Origin of the sequence: Ketobacter sp. GenoA1, assembly GCF_003671475.1 — a bacterium.
GTDB lineage: Bacteria > Pseudomonadota > Gammaproteobacteria > Pseudomonadales > Ketobacteraceae > Ketobacter.
Map to the genome: position 1 here is coordinate 177,191 of NZ_RCHM01000030.1, position 17,287 is coordinate 194,477.

General features: G+C 52.8%; 13 protein-coding genes and 1 pseudogene. 10 read left to right on the forward strand and 4 right to left on the reverse strand.

Going from position 1 to position 17,287, the window contains the following annotated elements:
- The first annotated feature begins 3 nt into the window (after positions 1 to 3).
- From tssE to D9N13_RS12830, 5 genes are all read left to right on the forward strand, one after another.
- Complete coding sequence (gene tssE, locus D9N13_RS12810) at positions 4 to 489, forward strand: type VI secretion system baseplate subunit TssE (RefSeq protein WP_290590592.1); 486 nt, start codon at positions 4 to 6, stop codon at positions 487 to 489.
- On the forward strand, positions 489 to 2,312 hold the full coding sequence (gene tssF / locus D9N13_RS12815) for a type VI secretion system baseplate subunit TssF (RefSeq protein WP_290590595.1): 1,824 nt from the start codon (positions 489 to 491) through the stop codon (positions 2,310 to 2,312). Before tssE ends, tssF begins: the two co-directional genes overlap by 1 nt.
- Positions 2,276 to 3,415 carry a type VI secretion system baseplate subunit TssG gene (tssG, locus tag D9N13_RS12820; RefSeq protein ID WP_290590598.1) on the forward strand — a complete coding sequence of 380 codons (1,140 nt, stop codon included), beginning with the start codon at positions 2,276 to 2,278 and terminating at the stop codon, positions 3,413 to 3,415. Before tssF ends, tssG begins: the two co-directional genes overlap by 37 nt.
- A gap of 44 nt (positions 3,416 to 3,459) precedes the next feature.
- Positions 3,460 to 6,120: a type VI secretion system ATPase TssH gene (gene tssH, locus D9N13_RS12825; RefSeq protein ID WP_317622504.1), complete on the forward strand. Its 2,661-nt coding sequence runs from the start codon at positions 3,460 to 3,462 to the stop codon at positions 6,118 to 6,120.
- An 81-nt stretch (positions 6,121 to 6,201) separates the two neighbouring features.
- Positions 6,202 to 7,710: a type VI secretion system contractile sheath domain-containing protein gene (locus tag D9N13_RS12830; RefSeq protein ID WP_290590604.1), complete on the forward strand. Its 1,509-nt coding sequence runs from the start codon at positions 6,202 to 6,204 to the stop codon at positions 7,708 to 7,710.
- Positions 7,711 to 7,724: 14 nt separating this feature from the next.
- Here the strand turns inward: D9N13_RS12830 and D9N13_RS12835 are convergent, their stop codons facing one another.
- Genes D9N13_RS12835 through D9N13_RS12845 form a run of 3 tightly spaced genes read right to left on the reverse strand, consistent with a single transcriptional unit; the run spans position 7,725 to position 10,718 of the window.
- Positions 7,725 to 8,687, reverse strand: coding sequence for a peptidoglycan-binding protein (locus tag D9N13_RS12835; protein WP_290590606.1), 963 nt, complete (start codon positions 8,685 to 8,687; stop codon positions 7,725 to 7,727).
- Between the two features lie 32 nt (positions 8,688 to 8,719).
- Positions 8,720 to 9,385 (reverse strand): hypothetical protein, encoded by a 666-nt coding sequence (locus D9N13_RS12840; protein ID WP_290590609.1) that lies wholly within the window; start codon positions 9,383 to 9,385, stop codon positions 8,720 to 8,722.
- Positions 9,375 to 10,718, reverse strand: a complete 1,344-nt coding sequence (locus D9N13_RS12845) for a hypothetical protein (RefSeq protein WP_290590612.1) — start codon at positions 10,716 to 10,718, stop codon at positions 9,375 to 9,377. The genes D9N13_RS12840 and D9N13_RS12845 overlap by 11 nt, the downstream gene beginning before the upstream one ends.
- Positions 10,719 to 10,990: 272 nt before the next feature.
- Here D9N13_RS12845 and D9N13_RS12850 point away from each other — a divergent pair, with 272 nt between their 5' ends.
- Genes D9N13_RS12850 through D9N13_RS12870 form a run of 5 tightly spaced genes read left to right on the forward strand, consistent with a single transcriptional unit; the run spans position 10,991 to position 15,337 of the window.
- A complete protein-coding gene (locus tag D9N13_RS12850; protein WP_290590614.1) occupies positions 10,991 to 11,179 on the forward strand; it encodes a hypothetical protein in 189 nt (62 codons plus the stop codon).
- A 42-nt stretch (positions 11,180 to 11,221) separates the two neighbouring features.
- Positions 11,222 to 11,488: a hypothetical protein gene (locus D9N13_RS12855; protein ID WP_290590616.1), complete on the forward strand. Its 267-nt coding sequence runs from the start codon at positions 11,222 to 11,224 to the stop codon at positions 11,486 to 11,488.
- Between the two features lie 3 nt (positions 11,489 to 11,491).
- Positions 11,492 to 11,929, forward strand: a complete 438-nt coding sequence (locus tag D9N13_RS12860) for a hypothetical protein (RefSeq protein ID WP_290590619.1) — start codon at positions 11,492 to 11,494, stop codon at positions 11,927 to 11,929.
- A 1-nt stretch (position 11,930) separates the two neighbouring features.
- On the forward strand, positions 11,931 to 13,178 hold the full coding sequence (locus D9N13_RS12865) for an HlyD family efflux transporter periplasmic adaptor subunit (protein ID WP_290590622.1): 1,248 nt from the start codon (positions 11,931 to 11,933) through the stop codon (positions 13,176 to 13,178).
- Positions 13,175 to 15,337 carry a peptidase domain-containing ABC transporter gene (locus D9N13_RS12870; RefSeq protein ID WP_290590624.1) on the forward strand — a complete coding sequence of 721 codons (2,163 nt, stop codon included), beginning with the start codon at positions 13,175 to 13,177 and terminating at the stop codon, positions 15,335 to 15,337. Before D9N13_RS12865 ends, D9N13_RS12870 begins: the two co-directional genes overlap by 4 nt.
- A 56-nt stretch (positions 15,338 to 15,393) precedes the next feature.
- Here D9N13_RS12870 and D9N13_RS12875 read toward each other — a convergent pair.
- Positions 15,394 to 16,359 (reverse strand): annotated as a pseudogene (locus tag D9N13_RS12875) (integron integrase); the annotation flags it as partial.
- Positions 16,360 to 17,287 lie beyond the last annotated feature (928 nt).

Consider the following 17,287-nt stretch of genomic DNA (forward strand, 5'->3'; position numbering starts at 1 on the left):
CGTATGATTGATCAGGAACAGAAGCTGGTGGTACCCCTGTTGGATCGTCTGCTGGACGATAATCCTCAAGAGAGCAGAGAATCAGAGCGCGCCCACCATCTGCTGATCCATCAGCTGAAAGAGAGTGTGCGACGTGATTTGGAAGAACTGTTCAATACCCGCCAGTGTTGTATTGCTCCACCGGCCTCGCTGCCACACATTCAAGCGGCCTTGCACAACTACGGCCTGCCCGACGCCGCGACCTTGAACCTCAGCTCACAAAAGGCCCGCTCTGAATTCTGTCGTACGGTGGAGCAGACCATTGCCAATTATGAGCCGCGTATTCGCAGTGCCAAGGTACAAACGCAATCGTCATTTGACCCGGAAGATCCCAGCATCCGCTTTCGGGTGGAAGCCACCCTGCGTGCCCTGAGCGCCGATGAAGTCATCGTATTCGATTCAGCCCTCAACCCGGTAACCCGTTCGGTTACGGTAGCGGAGACCCATTAATGAGTGATGAGTTGCTCAAACATTATGAAAAGGAACTGGCCTTTGTGCAAAAGGCCATGTCTGAGTTTGCCCAACGCCATCCCAAAATCGGCAACCGTTTGCGGGTGTCGGATGACCGGCCGGAAGATCCTTTTGTTGAGCGCCTGCTGGATGGGGTTGCCCTGTTGAATGCCCGCATCCAGGATAAACTAAACGATGATTTTCCCGAGATGACCGATGGCGTGATGGGGGTGATGTATCCTCATTACCAGCGGCCGATTCCGTCCATGAGCATCGTTCAGTTTCAGGCAGCCGATGCGCTGGATGAAATCATGACGGTACCCGGAAATACGGAGCTGGACACTGATACCTTTGGTGGCGAAAGTTGCCGTTTTACCACCTCTTATCCCGTACAGCTGCAGCCACTGAAAGTGGAGTCAGCGCAGTTGATGGCGCGCCCCTTTGTGGCGCCGGGCGCCGATGATGTGGGCGGGGCGGATGGGGTGTTGAAAATTGCCTTGCGCGCATTGTCACCGGCTTTGAACCTGTCGGAGTTAAAACCGGGAAAGGTACGCTTTTACCTGCGCGGACAGCCGAAACATATTTATCCCCTGTATGAGCATATGCTCAATGGCGCCGTGAAAGTGGTTTTGGCCAAGGGAGACGGTGATACCAAGCCGGTGTTCTGTGGCCCGGATGTGATCACCCCGGTGGGATTCGATCTGGATCAGGGCCTGCTGCCGTATCCGGCCAACGCCTTTACCGGCTACCGTTTGCTGACCGAGTATTTTGTGTTTCCGCAGAAGTTTTTATTTGTGGATATCGACATCAGCAAAATGCCCGCCGATACCGGCAGTGATCTCAACCTGTACCTCTATCTGAAAGAATCCGATGGTGAACTGGAACACTATGTCAATGCCAGTGTGTTTGTGTTGGGCTGCACACCCGCGGTCAATCTTTTTTCCTATGTGGCGGACCCCATAGCTCTTGATCACACTGAAACCGAATATCGGGTGATTCCCGACGGGCGCCGAACCGGTGCATTGGAGATCTATTCCATTGATCAGGTCAATGCATCGGATGCCAATGGCAATAAATTTGAGTACACACCCTTCTACGGTATTCGCCACCGTCACACTGAGCGCAATCACGGAACCTATTGGTTTGAACGACGTTTATCGGTGATTGAAGGGGAAAACCGCAATGAGGAAGCGTCAGAGCTGAACATCAGCCTGGTGGATCTGAATTTTGATCCCAACACACCCACGGATGAAACCCTGGATCTACGGCTAACCTGTTTTAACCGCAACCTGCCGGCCAAGTTACCGTCGGGTTCCAATCAGCCAAAACTAAACATGGTGGAAGGGGATGCACCGGTGGCGTCCATTCATTGCATCACGCCACCCACCCAAACCCAGCGTCCGCCATTACGCAATCGTGCCTACTGGCGATTGATGTCCCATCTGAATCTGAATCATCTTTCGCTGACCGGCGATGAAGAGGGCGAGGCACTGAAAGAAATTCTCCGTCTCTATGATTTCCGCAACGCCGACAGCACGCGCAAAATGATAGATTCCATCCGTCGCCTGCATGTGAAACCGATTATGGCGCCCATAAAAGTGGGTAAGGGCACCGCCATGTGTCGGGGTACGCAGGTGGAAGTGGAATTCGATCCACGGTTGGTGGCCGGCGGTTCGCCCTACTTATTTGCCAGTGTGCTGGAACGGTTTCTGGCCTTGTATTGCAGTTTGAATTCGTTTACCCGATTGATCGCCAAAATCAGTAACTCGGAAGGAGAAATGAAGCGATGGCCACCGCGCGCCGGCGAAAAAGCCTTGCTGTAACCAGTCAGCTACAGGAAGAGCCCTATCGCTTCGAATTTTTTCAGGCGGTCCGGCTGCTGGAAATGGCCGCACGCATCAATGCGGGTGAAGGCCGTAAGTTTGCGCGGGTGCCGGTGGCCAAAGGTGCGCCCCCCAACCGTGAAAGTGTGCGTTTTCGGGCCCAGGCCAGCCTCGCGTTTCGCGGCGCCGACGTGGATAAGGTGGAGATTGCCGAAACGGTGGAACTGGACGACAGCGAGGCGCCACAAAAACAGTGGCAGTTGTTGGTCAACAGTTTCGGCTTGTTTGGCAGCAATGGAGTATTGCCGTATCACATCAGTGAGTTGGTGATACAGCGTCTGCGGCAAAAGGACCGCTCCCTGGCCAATTTTCTGGATGTACTGAATCATCGCAGCACGTCCCTGTACTACCAGGCCTGGCATAAATACCGCCTCCCGGTGGTGTATGAGCGGGCGCACCGGGAGGGGCAGAACCGCAACGATATCTTCAGTCACATGCTGGCGGCCTTTATCGGACTGGGTACGGAAAAATTACAGGGCCGTTTGCCGATTCCCGATGACGCCATGCTGGGATTTGCCGGGCAGCTGGCCAACGGTACCCCATCGGCGCCGACGTTGGGGAAAATCCTGGCGCATTACTTTGAGTTGCCGGTTCATGTGGAGCAGTTTATCGGCAAGTGGCAGCCTTTGCCGGAGGATATGCAGAGTCGCCTGCCGGGATTGGGCGTGCCCTATGGGCAAAATAATGTGCTGGGTGAAAACGTTATCCTGGGGCGGCAATGCTGGGATATCCAGAGCAAGTTTCGTATTCACATCGAGCAACTGAATTATGCCCAGTTTGTGAGTATTGCACCGGGTAGCGCCAAGATGAAAGCAATGAAGTCGCTGGTGCGTTTTATGGCCGGAACTGAATTTGATTTTGATCTTGAAATCAGTATTCGGCAAAAAGATTTGCCCAGTGTAGGCCTGGGTCAGGTGGCGCAGGTGAATGGCGTGGCCATCGACGGTGGCGAACTGATGCTGGGCTGGAACAGTGGCCTGGGTAATCATAGTCCACAGCAACAAGACCAGAATCGACTGATCCGAATTCGGGTGAGTGAATAAACTACTAACCATTAAAAAATACAGGGAAGCTCGACATGATTAACGTGAACCTAAAATCCCTGGTGGACAAAATGTCCCCCACCCTGCGCGACAGTCTGGAAGGTGCCGCCGGCCTTTGCATCGGCCGCAGTCACTATAACGTCGAAGTGGAACACTGGTTATTGAAACTGCTGGAAAGTGTGGATACCGACTTCAATACGTTACTGGAAAAGCACGGTCTGGATATCAGTCACCTCAACAAGCAGCTCACCAACACGGTGGAAAAATTCAAATCCGGCAGTTCGCGCCCGGCCGCCCTTTCACCGGCGATTGTGGAAGCCAGCAAGAATGCCTGGATGATCAGCTCAGTGGATTTCGGCCATGGCATGATTACCAGTGGCCACCTGCTGGCGGCATTGATGCTGGATGATCAAAGCCGTCGCGCGTTGTTGGATTCGGCGCCGGAGTTCAAGAATATTGCACCGGAATCGTTACGGGAAACAGCCCGCGCCATTATCGGCACCACCGGTGAATCGTCCAGTGGCGCGCCGGCGGGCAGCTCAGGGGCGTCGAGCGCAACAGATGCCCCGGTACGCCCCAGCAAGACTCCGGCACTGGATAAATACACCATTAATCTTACTGACAAGGCCCGACAGGGTGGTATTGATCCGGTGTTGGGCCGTGACGATGAGATTCGTCAGTGCATCGACATTCTCACCCGTCGCCGTCAGAACAATCCGATTTTGACCGGCGAGGCTGGGGTGGGTAAAACCGCGGTGGTGGAAGGATTCGCGCTGCGCATCGCCAATGACGATGTGCCCGAGCCACTCAGGGGGGTGGACTTGCATACCCTGGACCTGGGTCTGCTGCAGGCCGGTGCCAGTGTGAAGGGCGAATTCGAAAACCGCCTGAAATCGGTGATCGAAGAAGTTAAATCCAGCCCCAGGCCCATCATCATGTTCATTGACGAGGCGCATACGTTGATTGGTGCCGGCGGCAAGGAAGGTCAGGGTGATGCCGCCAACCTGCTGAAGCCTGCCCTGGCGCGGGGTGAGTTGCGGACGGTGGCGGCAACCACCTGGGCCGAATATAAAAAATATTTTGAACGGGATCCGGCCCTGACCCGCCGTTTCCAGGTGGTGAAGGTGGAAGAACCGGACGAAGAGAAAGCCATCAACATGATGCGCGGCATCTCCAAGGTACTGCAGGATCACCATAAAGTGCGCATACTCGACGAGGCCATTGAGGCTTCGGTCAAACTGTCCGGGCGCTATATTCCCGGTCGGCAGCTGCCGGACAAGTCCGTCAGCCTGCTGGATACGGCCTGCGCCAGGGTGGCCCTGAGCCAAACGGCGACGCCTTCCGCCATCGAAGACTGCCGCCGCAAAATTCGTCAGGATACGTTCAACATCAGCAATCTGGAAAAGGAAAACTCCTCCTCCGGTGTTCATGATGACCGTATTGCCGCCCTGCGGGCCAGTAAAACACAATCCGAGCAGGAACTGGAACAGCTGGATGCCCAGTGGGAAAAGGAGAAATCCCTGATCCAGGAAATCCGCAGTGTGCGGGATCAGATTGAAGGCGATTTTCTGCGTACACAGGGTGGCGAAGCGCGTGAGATCGACGACAATCAACTGGCTGAATTGAAGAGCAAACTGAAGGAACTCAGCGCTCAACTGGCCGAGGTGCAGGGTAAGGAACCCTTGATGCAGGCTTCCGTTGATGAGCAGGCGGTTGCTGAGGTGGTGGCCAACTGGACAGGTATTCCGGTGGGCAAAATGGTCAGTGATGAAATCAATGCGGTCCTTAACCTCAAGGATCGGCTGGAAGATCGGGTGATCGGACAACCCCATGCACTGGAAGCCGTGGCTAAGGCAGTGCGCACTTCGCGGGCCGGCTTAACCGATCCACGTAAGCCCATTGGGGTTTTTCTGTTTGTTGGTACCAGCGGCGTGGGTAAAACCGAAACGGCCCTGTCTCTGGCGGATGTGATGTACGGCGGGGAGCAGAACCTGACGGTGATCAACATGTCCGAGTTTAAGGAAGAGCATAAGGTCTCCATGTTGGTGGGCTCGCCACCGGGATACGTGGGCTACGGTGAAGGGGGTGTGCTGACAGAGGCGGCGCGCCGCAAACCCTATTCCATTATCCTGTTGGATGAAATGGAGAAAGCCCACCCCGGAGTGCAGGATATTTTCTACAACCTGTTCGACAAGGGCACCATCAAAGATGGTGAAGGCCGTGACATCGATTTCAAGAACACCATCATCATCATGACTTCAAATGCCGGGGAGGACGCCATTCGCGCCATCTTCAATCAGGTGGAGGAGAGACCTGATCCGGATGTGGTGCTGGATAACATCCGGCCCCACCTGCTGCAGCATTTCAAACCGGCGTTCCTGGGCCGCACTACGCTGATTGCCTATAACCCATTGGATGACGAGGATCTGATGAAGATTGCCGCCATCAACATGCGTCGTATCGAAAAACGGGTGAAGGGTCACTACGGGGCGGATTTCGGCTACGATGAGGATGTTCTGTTGCATATCGTGGCCCGCTGCCAGGAATCAGAAACCGGCGCCCGTAACATTGAAAATATCCTCAACAAAACCCTGCTGCCGGAGTTGGCCAGTGAATGTCTGCACCACATGGCCAATGAAGAGCCGGTGCAGGCGATCCATGTGGGTGTGACTGAAGAAGGTGATTTCACCTATCAGGTGCAATGATGGCCGGTGCAGTAATGGCAGGCACCATGATGACAGGTACCATGAAGACAGGCACCGTGAATGGATTGAAAGGAGTGTGATATGAGCAGGGCAACCATGAATACCGGCGCTGTGCCAATGGGTCACGGGTCTGATCAGGATGGACCGGCGCTGGTACGTCATCGGCCCTGCCATATTCTGGTGCTGGCGGATTTCAGTGGCCGTGATCATCGAGGCCAAAATGATGCTGGCGCGCTGGCTGAGCGTAAAATTTTCGAACTGACCCGGGATAATTTCGACGATATTTTTGTGCGCATGGGGGTAACGCTGGATTTATCCATTGCCGATCAGCCAATCCAGTTTCTGGAAATGGACGATCTGCATCCGGACTTCATTTATGAACGGGTGGATATGTTCAGCCAGTTTCGTACCTTGAAGCGTAAACTGAAAAACAAGGATACCTTTGAAGCCGCTGCCGCTGAAATTCAGAGCTGGTCCCAGGCGCCCAAGACAACGGGCAGTAGTGAAGAACCCAGTGCGCCGCAGGATGATGTATTGGACATGCTGCTGCATTCCACGCGGGCACAGGCTGAAGTGGCCCACTCCGTTAAAGGCCTGATTCAGCAGATTGTCGCACCCTATGTGATCCCAAGCCCCGATCCCCGGCAATCAGAATTGATGGATACCGTGGATCAGGCGGCCAGCCATTTGTTGCGGAAGATACTGCACAGTAGCGCGTTCCAGGACATTGAATCCTCCTGGCGTGGGCTGTACTGGCTAATGAAGCAGCTGGAAACAGAGCAGGGATTGCGGGTGTTTGTGGCGGATGTCAGCTTGTTGGAAATCGTGGCGGACAACGAAGCTAATGCAGAAACCACCACGGAGTTGCACAAGCTGTTGTTGGAAAACCGGGTGGGTGAAGGCTCTGTTCCATTCAGCGTGATCGTGGCGGATTATCAACTGCAGGATGAGGTACAACATTGTGAGGCCTTGGCTAACCTGGCCAGTGTGGCAGCGGATTCCCATGGGGTATTGGTGAGTGGTGGTTCGGAACGGTTGGCCGGTTGCCCCAATTTGACTCAGGTGCCTGATCCGGAACACTGGTATCTGCATCGTCAAGGAGATAACGATTTTGCGTTACTGTGGAATGCAATTCGTGAGCAGGAGTACAGCCGGCACGTGGTGCTTACCTGCCCCCGTTTCATGTTGCGTTTGCCCTACGGTACCCATACCAGTCCAATGGAAGCGTTCGACTTTGAAGAGTTACCCAAAGACGGCCAACATGCTTATTACCTGTGGGGCAATGGTGCCTGGCTGGTTGCGGCGCAGCTGGGGAACTACTTCATTCGTGGTGGTTGGTCCCAGGAGGCAACCCGGGGCAGCAAAATCACACAACTGCCGCTGCACGTTTATAAGGAACACGGACAAAGCCAGGTAAAACCCTGTGCTGAAATACCAATGCTGGATACCACCGCCCGGGCGTTGCGGGAGCATGGTTTGGTGCCGATTCGCTCGGTGCGTGACGAAGACAGCGTGATCATACCGCCGTTGCAATCCATCAGTAGTGAATCAACGCAGTTACAGGGTCCTTGGGACGAAGTACGCAGCTGACCCGTAATCCGGCATTAGCCGGATCGTAATGCGCTGAAAAAGCTCAGTTGGGGTAGATCGGATTCCTGTCCCAGTACTTTGAAAACATCATTAAACCATTTCACAAAACGGTCTGCGTGTTCGCCGGTGCCGATGGGGTACTGCCGCATTTTCCAACGATTGTGGCTGGAATCATTGTAATAGACGCCACCCGCATTATAGGCACAGGCCACCTTGGGTGGATTGAAATGGGTGTGTTTCCATTGCCTTGCTATATAGGCGGTTCCGGCTTGAATGGAATTACCGGGAATCTCCAGCCAGGCTCGGTCTATATCATCCTTGCCAATGGCTTCCCTTGCCGTTGAGATCAGGGTTTGCATGATGCCCGGTGATACCCGGTGTGGTGTTTCATCATCGGACACGTAACCCGGTTCCTCCCGTGCCCTGATCGTTAGATTGCCGCTGCTTTCGGTGCAGATGGTGGACATAATCAACTCCACCGGTACACCGTAATGCGCACTCCAGTGTGTGAGATCATTACGCAGACCGCGCCAGACTTTATCAACCGTCACAGGCTCGCCGGACGTACCAAGAGGCGGGGCGCCATCAATACTGATACCCGCATCCGTCAACTGCCAGCCGACACTGTCGCGGAAGCGATTGGGTAACTTCAGTTCGTTAACGATGGTATGCAGTCGTGCAACATACTGGTTGTCCAGATTGGTTGGTGTGATCACCGAACCGGTCACACTCGGTACGATGCCTGATGCGGCCTCAGGTTCACTGAACAGCTTTCGCCAGGTCAGCGGGCCTACCTGGCCATCCGGCCGCAACCCCTGTGCCTGCTGAAAGCGCTTCACCGCCGACTCGGTGGAAGGGCCGTACAGGCCGTCTGCCTCACCTGCCAGATGCCCACACTGGTTTAACGCCTGTTGCACCGCCAGTACGTCTTCGCCGCGCACCAGTGGAAACTGAAATCGTAGCAATCGCTCGTACATAAGAATCATCCCCAATAGCTTACTTACTGCCTCTATTCACAGTTGGCGTTGATGTAGGCATCCACCGCCAACTTGACGCCGGATATGGGTGCCTGGTAGCGGGCATCGGTCATGAACCGGGACTGCACCTGCGCAGCTTGTTGCTGCAACTGTTGCCAGTCCGTGCAACCGGCCTGCAACAGATCAAGCTGATATAACTGGTTTTGAATGAAGTAGTAATTGGCCGCTGCCTGGTCGGGCGCGTTCCGTTTAAATTCCCTGGCCCGTTGATCAAAGATGGCCAGCGCCTGTTGACGATCAGGGAGGGTAGTTTGCAAGCGGGTGGCCTCCAGGGCGTTACTGTAGATCCGCTGACGCTTTTCATCTTCACTCAGGCCCTGTATCGAAATTTCATCCCAGTCTTCCGTGTCGTCCAGGACTGTAAACAGATTGTCACCGGCGCATTGCAGATAACGCCCGTAGTCAGGTGACGTTTTTTCGGTTTTACCAGCCAGAATAAAGCAGGCATCACCCTTGAGAAAATGCTGCTTACTGCATCCGCACTGGCCAGGGTCACAATCCACATCGGACTTGGCCAGCTGTTTGAAATCACCTGCCTGTTGCAGTTCGGTCATGTGGTCCACTTCACGCAGTTGCATAAAGCAACAACCATTCAAGCTAATGGCGGCCACCAGTAACAAGATAATCTTAGTTGGCATGGCTTTCCATCTCCTGCTGTACTTTCTCCATAATCTGCAGCACCGGCTGTCCTTCCCGCATCAGACCTTCCACAATCAACATGAACTCATCCAGACTGGCCTTTGCCGCTTCGTCTTCGTGCAGTGTGTCGATGGCGGTCATCAGTTTCTGGTAGGATTCCGCGGGCCCGACACCGATGCTGTCAACATATGGTTTTAGCTCCCTATCCATCAGCATCTGTCGAAACTGCAGCACGCATTGATCGAACGCTGCCTCGCTGTCAAAGCGGGCACCGTACTTCTGCCACAGGCCATCCTTGTCGATGCGGATAAAGTCGTTGGCTGCACTTTCCAGTGTTAACAGATCTTCCTGTTGCAGTTCCGGCTGAAAGGCCGCAGCCAGCAGAGGTTTGCTTGAAAACAGAATTTTGGCGGTAATGCCGTCAAAGGTTTGTGGTGGAATCTGGGCAATGGTGATGGGGGCGAACAGAACGCGACGCTTCCATTTTTCATAACGGGCACTGCCCAGTTTAACGCCAATGGTGGCAACGGTGATTAACAGCCCCAGCGCCGGAACGGAACCCTTCAATACCTGTTCAAACGCGGGAATGGCACGTTTGACCGCATCCACTACCGGATTGTTTTTGGCAAAGTCATCGAAGACCTGCTCCATTAAATCCTTGGCACCGGAGGCGTTCTTCTTGTTAATCAGCGTATCGGCGGTGCTGAGCCCGGTCTGTACCTTATTTATGATGTCACCGTATTTCTCGCGATATTTCTCCGGCAAAAAGCGGGTACCCGCCGACAATACCTGACTGGCTTTGCTCAACTTGCTAATCAGTTTTTGGGTGTCGGATTCATCTTTGTCCTTGCGGGCGGTATCCAGATCCTGCTGCATCTCCTTGGTTTGCAGCGCCACAGAGGCTTCCGCTCCCTGGGCGCTGGCACGGTTGGCAAAGTAAAAGGCCACCACGGCGCTGAGCAGCGTCATTAAACCTTCGGGTACGGATTTTTCCCGATCAAAGAAAAACTGCAGTGTGATAAAGAACAGCGAGATGACCACGATCATCATGGCGAGGATAGAGCGAATGGTGCCCTGGGGCAGCCCGGCGGGGACACTGAAAAATTTATCCAGCTTATTGGTTTTCATGGCACCGGCGTAAAAACGTTTCTGCAGATCGCTCATATACCAAACGGCACCCACCACCACCAGCATAACCATGGCCATGGCCACCAGGCCAAGTTGCCAATTGACGGAGCCGGGATGCTCCTCTGCGTGGGATAATCCGGGTAATGTCAGCAGAATTATAAAAGAAACGCACATCGGTAACGGAGCTGATCGATTAATGATCATCTAAGTATCCCTCCCCACAGGTCTGGTTCCGTCAATGCTGTTGAACAAAGTAACGGCTTAGTTACGCTAAGTCCAGCTTCCTTAAGCGTCATTGCGTCACAAAAATATTTCAGATTGAGACCGCTTTCCAGTTGGAATATTCCACAACCATCTGCTTCAACTGTTTACATCATTCCACACAGAGATGGGCGTAGTCTGTAAGAGTCGCTGCCTTCGCGGGGCACGACGTCCTTTCACTTTAGGGTTCGTTTATGAACCAGGAGCAACAGTCTATGGATAGACTCGCAAAGCAACACCCTCAATCCACCCCTGTAATCAGGGAACTCAATCAACTTGAAGTGCAGCAAGTATCGGGCGGCCTGGTGGGCGAAGGAAATCTTTCTGATTTTCATCCCATCGCCTGGCCGGTGATCAATGTGGCACTGGACGCCAAACTGAAAGCCATCAAAACCCGTTTTTAACCGGGTTTTGATGGTCAAAAAGTAAACCAAAAGGAGCTCGCTATGAAAACCTTTAAAAAACCGCAACGTATATCCAAACTGGAACTTGCCGATGTTACGGCAGCCGGTGTCGAACGGGCGCTTCAGGTACGCGAATTATCTGAGCAGGAAGTGTCTGAAGTCAGTGGTGGTGCCCTTGCACTGCCCAAGGAAATCATTGCCGGCGGCATCCGCGCGGCCTATCTGGATTCCCTGGCCAGTAAAATGAGCACCGCTCTGACGGGTATGGACAGTGGCATGCTGACCCAGGATTTCACAACACTGGGGTAGGTCATGAAAAAAACCGATCAGCAAACCCTTTGCCCCAGTGCCCAGCCGGATTGGCAGGGTGCCAAGGTGTTCGGTGTGGTCGGTGGTACGCCAGATGCGCCGGAAACGGCGTATCTGGATTCCCCAGCGCCGGTCACGGAAGAACTGCTGGAGATGGCGGAACCGGTATCAGCGGATGAAGTGTTTCGCATTGCAGCACCCTGTGCCTGCAGTGATTGTGGACATTTCGACAGTGAGCAGTCCAACTGTCGCCTGGCACAGAAAATTGTGCGTTGGGTACCGATGGTGTCGGAATCGCTTCCGGTTTGCAGCATTCGTGCGGAGTGCCGCTGGTGGCAGCAGGAAGGGCGAGCAGCCTGCCTGCGTTGTCCACAGGTGGTAACCCGCAACAAGCAACCCAGCGAGGCGATGCGTGATGCCGCCAACCCGGAGTTGACGTGACATGACCACAACACTCTTTCGACCTGAAGCCATTGCCCATCAACAGGAGGTGAAGATGGGCGATGCGTTTCACGCTCACACGTCCATGTTGATCTGGCTCAGCGGGCTGATGGTGTTGTTGGCCATTGCCGTTGCCGTGTTTTTGGTTTGGGGAGAATACACGCGTAAAGCCCGGGTCGCCGGTTTTCTGGCACCTTCCAGCGGCATGATCAAAGTATTCACACCACAATCGGCCACCGTTGTTGAACGCCGGGCGATGGAAGGTCAAGCGGTTGAGCGGGGTGATGTGTTATTCGTTTTATCCTCGGAGCAGGCTTCGCTGGAGAACGATGATGCCCAGGCTGCGGCCATTGAATCCATCGTTGCACGCCGCGCCAGCCTGTTTGAAGAGCTGGAGCAGCAGGATGAGTTGAATCGGGTTCAATGGCAGGATATGCAGCGGCAGGTGCGGAATCTGGACGCTGAATTACGCCAATTGGATCAGGCGATTGCTGTGCAGCAACAACGGGTTCAGGTCGCAACACAGACACTGAATAAATTCCGCCAACTGTACGCAAACCATTATGTATCGGAAGTGCAGTGGCAGGAAAAGCAGGAACTGACACTCGCGCAACAGGCGTTGTTGCAGAATCTAAAACGGGATCGTGCCACCCTTGACCGGGAACGTGGGGTGTTGCAGGCGAACATTGATTCCAGCCGCTACCAGTTTGCCAGGCAGCGGGCGGAGCTGGACAGATTGATCTCTACCACAGAGCAACAGCTAACGGAGTATCGAGCCAAACGCAGTATTGTCATTCGTGCGCCTGCAGCAGGTACGGTCACCGCCGTGCTGCTGCAGGAAGGTCAGGTGGCAAACAGGCAGGCTCCTTTGTTATCTATATTGCCCAAGGATTCTCAATTACAGGTCAATCTGTTGGTGCCCAGCCGGGCCATTGGTTTCATTGAGCAGGGCCAAGCCGTGGCGTTGCGTTATCAAGCCTTCCCCTATCAGCGATTTGGATTACAGCCGGGCACGGTAAAAGAAGTTTCCCGCACTTTAATCAAACCCGGTGAAGCGGATTTTCCGGTTGCTCTTGCTGAGCCGGCTTACCGAGTCATTGTGCAACCGGAGCAACAAAGCTTTCATGCTTATGCGCGGGATATTCCGTTACAGGCGGGTATGCTGCTGGATGCTGATATTGAGCTGGACAAGTATTCATTGATCGAGTGGGTGTTTGATCCTTTATACAGTTTGGCGGGAGCGTTATGAGTGTGATGCATTCCGAGGGACTGCATTTTGGCCGCCGTTGCAAAACTCCCGTTATTCTGCAATCGGAAGCCGCTGAGTGCGGCCTGGCGTGTCTGGCTATGGTGGCCAATCATCATGGCCTGAACACCGATCTTACTCACTTGCGACGTCAAATCAGTATTTCCTCCCAGGGTAGTACATTGTCGCAGTTAATGGAGTTTGCCTCCCGCCTGGATCTGTTGGGGCGCCCGCTTCGAGCAGAACTGGATAGCCTGGATCAGGTAGCTCTGCCCGCCATACTGCACTGGGACTTCAATCACTTTGTGGTACTGGTGGAAATCGCTGGTGGACGAATAACGTTGCATGATCCTGCCAAAGGTAAGGTTACGCTGGATTTGGATCAGGCCTCCCGCCACTTCACCGGCGTAGTGATGGAAGTGCAGCTAACCGCAAACTTTGTTCCCCGTACATCCCGGGAGCGCATTAAGTTGCGACAGTTGATCGGCCGTATTCCCGGGTTGGGTAACGCGGTTGGACAGATTCTAATGCTGGCATTGGTACTGGAATTATTCGCACTACTATTGCCCTGGTTTGCACAATTGGTTCTGGATGACGCTGTGGTTGCCGGTGATCGGGAACTGTTGAGCGTGCTGGGGCTGGGATTCATATTGCTGGTGGTGTTCAAGGTTGCCACCGAAGCGTTACGGGGCTGGATTGTGATGATTCTCAGTACCACCATGAACTTTCAGCTGTTAAGCCAGCTGTTTCACAGGTTGGTACGGTTACCCTATGGATATTTTGAAAAACGTCATTTGGGGGATATTGTATCCCGTTTTGATTCCATGAGCGTAATCCAGCGGACACTGACGGGCAGCTTGCTTGAGGCGATGATCGATGGTGTGATGGCGATATCCACCTTCATTATGTTACTGGTTTATAGTCCGAAACTGACCATTGTGGTGATCTGTGGGGCAGTATTATACGGAATGTTGCGTCTGGCCCTGTTCCTGCCTTTGCGAATGGCCACGGAAGATAAAATCAGTCGGGGCGCACTGCAGCAATCTAATTTACTGGAGACCGTGCGTGGCATACAGAGCATTAAGTTGTTTAATCGGGAGCAGTATCGTCGTGCACAGTTTCAAAATCTGGCGGTGAATCATTTTAATGCCGATATTGCGATGCAGAAACTGCATATCCTGTATCGTGGTGCCAATGGTTTGATCTTCAGTATAGAGCACATCGTTGTCATTTGGCTGGGCGCCTTGTTGATTATGGATCAGCGCTTTTCAGTGGGGATGATGTTTGCTTATCTGGCATATAAAGACCTGTTTAGCCAGCGTGTGATTGCATTGATTGAGAAAGGGATCGAATTGAAGATGCTGGGCCTGCATACTGAACGTGTTGCGGATATCGCATTGAGCGAACCTGAACTCGCGGAGCAAAACGGCGTAGCAACGCAGACCACCCGGGTACCGCAGGCCAGCATACAGGTACGCGGCCTTCAGTTTGCCTGGGGCGATGCGCAAGCGCCGGTATTGCAGGATCTGTCACTGGATATTGAAGCGGCTGAGTGTGTTGCTATTGTTGGGCTATCGGGTTGTGGTAAAACCACACTGGTAAAACTGTTGCTAGGATTACTGCAACCGGATAAGGGAACCATCTGTATGGGGGGCAAAGACATTCACACCCTCGGTATTGCACAATACCGGCAATGGGTGGGTTCCGTACTGCAGGAGGACCAGCTTTTTGCCGGCTCGATAGCGGATAATATCAGTTTCTTCGATCCTGAGGCGGATCAGCAACGCATTGAAGAATGTGCACAGTGTGCTTGTATTCATCAGGATATCGCACAGATGGCCATGGGTTATAATACCCTGATTGGAGAAATGGGCGGAGCCCTGTCCGGTGGGCAGAAGCAACGCCTGCTTCTAGCGCGAGCTTTGTACAAACAACCACAGATATTGATACTGGATGAAGCCACCAGTCACCTGGATGTACAGCGGGAAAAACAGGTAACCGAAGCCGTACGCAAGCTGAATCTTACTCGCATAATCATCGCTCACCGCCCAGAGACCATCGCTTCCGCGGACCGGGTGATCCTGTTGCAAAAAGGAAAAGCCCAAACCTTGTCGGTGACATCCTCCCCTTCCCATAAAGTAGTGATGGAGCCCGCCGAGTAGCGTGCAGCTGGTTCATTTATCTTATTATTATGATTCCATTCCAAATCAATCGGACTGACTACACCACGCTCTTGAACACCAACAATATGAGTATAAATCTGTGTGGTGGACAGATCGGCATGCCCCATCATTTCCTGAATGTTGCGAATATCCACTCCGGAACGTAACAAATTGGTGGCAAAACTATGGCGGAAGGTGTGACACCCTGCCTTTTTATAGATGCGTGCACTTTGTATGGCGACCTTTACCTTGCGTTGTACTGATTGTTCGCCCAAGTGGTGTCGTCTGGGTGTATTGGATCTAGGATCAGTGGACCTGATATGCGCGGGAAACACGTATTGCCATTGTGGGAGTCGTGCCGCGTTTGGGTACTTGCGGGACAGTGCCGCGGGTAGATAGACCTCACCATAACCTTCATCAAGATCTTTTGCATGCAGCGCCAGGGCGAAATCGATCTGATTCTGTAAGGGTTTCACCAACGTATTGGGCAGCAATGTTCGCCGTGACTTTGAGCCTTTGGCCTCCCGAACGATAATACAGTGATTAGAAAAATCAACATCCTGAACCCGCAGCCGTACGGCTTCCATGACCCGCAGGCCAGATCCATACATCAAAGATGCCAGAATTCTGTACACGCCGGACAACTGTGTGATCACAGATGTTGCCTCGCGATGACTGAAAACCGCAGGGATTAACTTGGGTTTGGCGCTGTGGGTAAATTCAAGCTGCAGATCGTGAAGACCATAAAATTGTTTATATAGATAAACCAAAGCATTGAGGGCAGTTTTTTGAGTATTGACCGCCAAATTCTTGTGCACGGCAAGGTGGGTGAGGTATTCATTAATTTCTTTAGCACCCAGCATACGTGGATGTTTCTTGCCGTGAAAGTAAATGAAATTCTTAATCCAGCTTAAATAAGTCTGCTCTGTTTTATAGGCTAAATTTCGGCTCCGCATGTGGACACGGAGTTGATCCAACAATCGAACTGGTTTAGCGGGGATGGGTACGGGTATATCGTCCATGATTAGATTCTTGAATAGGCTGTATTAATATACAGTATAATCTTTTTGACTGATTGGCAATCAAAAATGCAGCCTGTTGTTCAAGGGTACTGTGGTTTATGATCTGGTGATGACTGGAGAACGCTGAATTTTATTGTTTAAAATCAGGTGTTTGGTGCGGTATAAGTTATTGGTGATAGATGTATGAGAGACAGATATCTCGGTGGGCTAAGTTAGGGGTTATTGCTATTATATGTTGGATAATCAGCGAATTACGGGATCATGTGTGCAGATATGGTAAGGTTGATAACAGTACAGAGACGGTTGATTTGGGGATATACGTTTTTGGTACGTAGATGTAAATGTTAAATGGTGCCCTGTAGTTTGATTCGTTTTAAGTGATATTCGGCTTCGCCGGAGCGCTATAAGGTTGGGTGGTGGTATCTCAGATCTGTGTTGCTGCTAGTGACTATGTTCGTCGAACACTACCAGCAATGGGTATCGCAATCGTATTATCCCAGCAGGTCTAAAGCGTAGAATTGATAGTTTTAAATAGGTTTAGCAGGCTGTTGAAGGTCGACCAACGAACCGTTCGTTCTTCGTGAGTCTATCGGTTTTGATGGTTGGGGCAATTAAGGTATTCTAATTGTCACGGTTTATAGGTTTAGGTGGCGCGCTCGCGCCACAACGTGGTTGTTGGTAGGTTGGTACCGGCACCGTTTTAACTATCCGGTCAACGCGGACCCATCTACGCCGCGCCAACATGTGGTCGCTACGCTTTTTACCACATGTTGGCACAACGCAGCTGGGCCGGTTACCTCAGCGTTAGGCGAGGTTGCTCTCGTGCAAATTGAATATGAAGTCAAACCTGGAAAGATAGTCAAAGTGCTCTCGCTTGATGAAACAGGCGAGATTGAAAAATCATGGATGAGTGTGTTCGCTAAAAACA

What these genes read in the sequence shown, in the direction of transcription:
- tssE (WP_290590592.1), top strand. Translation starts at nt 4, where the DNA reads ATGATTGATCAGGAACAGAAGCTGGTGGTACCCCTGTTGGATCGTCTG.
- tssF (WP_290590595.1), top strand. Translation starts at nt 489, where the DNA reads ATGAGTGATGAGTTGCTCAAACATTATGAAAAGGAACTGGCCTTTGTG.
- tssG (WP_290590598.1), top strand. Translation starts at nt 2,276, where the DNA reads ATGGCCACCGCGCGCCGGCGAAAAAGCCTTGCTGTAACCAGTCAGCTA.
- D9N13_RS12830 (WP_290590604.1), top strand. Translation starts at nt 6,202, where the DNA reads ATGAGCAGGGCAACCATGAATACCGGCGCTGTGCCAATGGGTCACGGG.
- D9N13_RS12835 (WP_290590606.1), bottom strand. Translation starts at nt 8,687, where the DNA reads ATGTACGAGCGATTGCTACGATTTCAGTTTCCACTGGTGCGCGGCGAA.
- D9N13_RS12840 (WP_290590609.1), bottom strand. Translation starts at nt 9,385, where the DNA reads ATGCCAACTAAGATTATCTTGTTACTGGTGGCCGCCATTAGCTTGAAT.
- D9N13_RS12845 (WP_290590612.1), bottom strand. Translation starts at nt 10,718, where the DNA reads ATGATCATTAATCGATCAGCTCCGTTACCGATGTGCGTTTCTTTTATA.
- D9N13_RS12850 (WP_290590614.1), top strand. Translation starts at nt 10,991, where the DNA reads ATGGATAGACTCGCAAAGCAACACCCTCAATCCACCCCTGTAATCAGG.
- D9N13_RS12855 (WP_290590616.1), top strand. Translation starts at nt 11,222, where the DNA reads ATGAAAACCTTTAAAAAACCGCAACGTATATCCAAACTGGAACTTGCC.
- D9N13_RS12860 (WP_290590619.1), top strand. Translation starts at nt 11,492, where the DNA reads ATGAAAAAAACCGATCAGCAAACCCTTTGCCCCAGTGCCCAGCCGGAT.
- D9N13_RS12865 (WP_290590622.1), top strand. Translation starts at nt 11,931, where the DNA reads ATGACCACAACACTCTTTCGACCTGAAGCCATTGCCCATCAACAGGAG.
- D9N13_RS12870 (WP_290590624.1), top strand. Translation starts at nt 13,175, where the DNA reads ATGAGTGTGATGCATTCCGAGGGACTGCATTTTGGCCGCCGTTGCAAA.